4 protein-coding genes are annotated in these 2,888 nt (G+C 66.5%); all 4 read left to right on the top strand.

Annotated features, from left to right (window positions below):
• On the top strand, nt 1–401 hold a 401-nt coding region (locus V7053_RS12930; RefSeq protein WP_334172681.1), incomplete at its 5' end, for a hypothetical protein.
• Nucleotides 402–413: 12 nt separating this feature from the next.
• On the top strand, nt 414–821 hold the full coding sequence (locus tag V7053_RS12925; protein ID WP_334172680.1) for a hypothetical protein: 408 nt from the start codon (nt 414–416) through the stop codon (nt 819–821).
• 2 nt (nt 822–823) lie between these two features.
• A complete protein-coding gene (locus V7053_RS12920; RefSeq protein ID WP_334172679.1) occupies nt 824–2,338 on the top strand; it encodes a hypothetical protein in 1,515 nt (504 codons plus the stop codon).
• Complete coding sequence (locus V7053_RS12915; protein ID WP_334172678.1) at nt 2,248–2,877, top strand: ABC transporter ATP-binding protein; 630 nt, start codon at nt 2,248–2,250, stop codon at nt 2,875–2,877. Before V7053_RS12920 ends, V7053_RS12915 begins: the two co-directional genes overlap by 91 nt.
• Nucleotides 2,878–2,888 lie beyond the last annotated feature (11 nt).

Below are 2,888 nucleotides of genomic sequence, written 5' to 3'. Positions count from 1 at the left end.
CCAAAGCCGAACTCGGCGATGAACGGCTCGTAACCTTTTCCACCACGGTGGGCGGCGTCATGTTCGTGCTCGTGTACGCGGTCGTCATGGCGCTGTATCTGCTGCTCGCCGCGTTCCTCGATCGCCGGATCATTCCGACGAAGCCGCTGCTCCGCGGGAAGTGGAGGGTCGGCATGTATTTCGTGATCGCCGTCCTGAGCACCGTCCCTGTGCACCTGACGAGCGTCGCACTCCAAGTCCCGGATCTCCACAGCATGCCGGGCTACTACGCCTACTTCCCCCTGATCGCAACGGTGGCCCTGGTTTCATACCGCCGCCATTGGTCGGAATTCCCCCTGGGAAAGAAGGTTCTCGTCGCGGTGACCGCGGTGGCCCTCCCATCTCTCATCAGCTTCGGTTAGGAGGCGGCGCGAATGCTCGAGAGCCTTTATCTCAAGCTCGCAAGGAGCCTCACCCTTGCCGTCGTGCTCCTCTCGGGCACGGCATCCCTGATCTTATGGAATGGACCAGACCCCGTCGGCTTCAACGCGTCGAAGGCGGAAGCGATGAGGGTGGGCGCGGCCGCAGTCGTCGGAGTTCTAGGGGCCCTTCTGCCCCTCGTGACGGTCGCTTCAAGGGCCACTTCCTTCCGCCGCACCAAGGCTGCCGTGTTCACCGCCGCAGGCCTCGCCAACTCCTTTGCATTGAGCCCCGCGCTCACTGCTCCCTTCAAAGGCGCCCTGTGCACTCTGGCCATGGTCGTGGCTTTTGTCATGGTCATCGGGCAGATCGCCCTGATCTGGGCCTCGACCGAGGCCAAGCCGCCCCACAGCAAATTCTGACCATGCCTCGTTCGATCTGGGTCACCGATTTCCGTCTCGTTCGAGATTTTCGTGCCTTCGAAATCATCAACGCCTTTCGGCTCCCGCTGAGCCTCGGTGCCTTCAAGCTCCTCGTGAGCGCGGCAATACTCGTCGGCGGCCTCATTGGCGTCGGGTTGTGGTTCCTGTTCCTCCAGATACTCCGCGACACCGTGTTCGCCCAGGACCGCGAGCTCGCGTGGCAGCTGTGCTCGCTCGCAGTCCTGTATTCGTCAGCCACGCTCATCGGTTCGGGACTGCTGACCAGTCGGCGGCTCGCCGTGGCGGCGAATCCTCACCTCAGACTCTTCCGCGACCTCGAGCTTCCCCTCCCCCATGTTGCGCTGCGGTACGGGGTCTTGCCCGCGGCCATGTCGGCAGCTCCGATACCCTCCGCGACAATCGTGTTCCTCGTGGTCTTCGGCGCGGACGACCCGGCCAGACTCAGCGGCTACGCGTGGCTGCTGCCCCTAGCGTTCTCCGCCGTGGCCGCAGCCTGCTTCACCGCAGCCTGGTGCGCCGCTCGACTCCCGCGCCCTGCCTCCGTGAGGTGGCTCCGGGCGGTGGCCTGCGCCGTCGTCGGCCTCGCGCTCGGCATCATGACGACGGCGACTCTCCGAGCGGGCATCCTGTGGACGGGTGTGCCGCCACTTGCCGTCCCTGCCATCACGGCGACAGCGATCCTTGCCACTGTCGGGCTCATTGCCGGCACCGCTGGCTGCGTGCGGCGGGCCCGCTACTCTGCGCTCCTTCTCCCCCGGCGTCAGTATGGCTCGCACCGGCACGAGACGAAGGATCTCTGGACCGCGCTCCTCGCCGATCTCGCCGCGTCACCGCACGGCACGCTCGCCTCCGTCTACTACTTGGCGACGATCACGGTGTGCGCGATCCTCGTCGGCGTCTCTCCCCTGCTGCCGCTGCCCGCACTCGCAGCGCTGCCGACGACGGGTCTGAGCCGCGCCGTCGTCGGCACCACCGTCCTGCTCGCCTCGTGCGTTCTCGCGATCGCGTTCGAACGCATCGGCCCCACCGCGAAGATCTACCACGCACGTTTCGTCATAGAGAATGGGCTCTCGGGCCGCCGTGTTGCGGCCTCGCTCCTCGGGCTGTACATCGGAATGACCCTGCCCCTCGGCCTCTTTGTCGCCGTCGCGGCATGGCTCGTTTCAGGCGACCTCCATCTTTCGCCCCTGGCCGCGGCCGTCGTCGTGGCTGCGGCCGAGGTCGCGGGGGAATCGCTCGTCGCTCCGCTTCCCAGCACCGACGGCAGCAGGCCGTTCGAGCTGGCCAGCACCGTCGCAGCCTACGCGTTCATGACGCCGTGCTTCGTAGTCATCCTCGTCGATCCGGTTCTTGCAGCCGTCCTCATCGCCCTGTACGCCCTCGTCCTGACTTTGGGAGCCTTCGTTTGCCTTCGCTATCGTCTGAGCCGCCTCACCTCGAATTCGCGTCGGTCCTCGCAGGCTACGATCGCGGGCAGCCCGTCTTCAGCGAGCTGAGCTTCGCTCTGCGGGCCCCGGGTCTTGTGCGGATCGCCGGCCCGAATGGGAGCGGGAAGTCGACGCTGCTCGAGCTCGTCTCCGGGTTCCTCGCCCCTTTTGAGGGCGAAGTGCGGATCTCGGGAACGATAGCCCACTCGCCCCAAGCCCGGTTCCTCCGCAGCGTCTGCCGGACCGCCCCAGCGCTGTACCCCTCGATGACCGCGAGGGATCATCTGGCGTTCGCGGCTCGATGCCGTCGCACCGGGCTGAGCCCCCTCCTCGAGCGAGCCGAACGCTACCGTCTCGGTGATTGGCTCGAGGCGCCGGCGGCGGAGCTATCGACGGGTAACCAGCGCAAGCTCTGGCTCCTCGCCTGCACGGCGCTGCCCACGCCAGTTGCCATCCTCGACGAACCCTTCAACGGCATGGACGACCACGGGGTTGCGGCCCTCGTCGGGGAGCTCGCCGAATGGGCCAGGAGTCGCCTTGTCCTCCTCATCGCGCACGCGCTGCCCGATGGACTCAACCCTCGGCAGACGGTCGATCTGGAGGGTTAGGCCGAGTTCAC

Origin of the sequence: Sinomonas sp. (assembly GCF_036848755.1) — a bacterium.
Lineage (GTDB): Bacteria > Actinomycetota > Actinomycetes > Actinomycetales > Micrococcaceae > Sinomonas.
Note: the sequence above shows the minus strand (reverse complement) of the source record. Positions and strands in the feature narration are given on the sequence as shown.

Coding starts and splice junctions, on each gene's coding strand:
- V7053_RS12925 (WP_334172680.1), top strand. CDS start 414: ATGCTCGAGAGCCTTTATCTCAAGCTCGCAAGGAGCCTCACCCTTGCC.
- V7053_RS12920 (WP_334172679.1), top strand. CDS start 824: ATGCCTCGTTCGATCTGGGTCACCGATTTCCGTCTCGTTCGAGATTTT.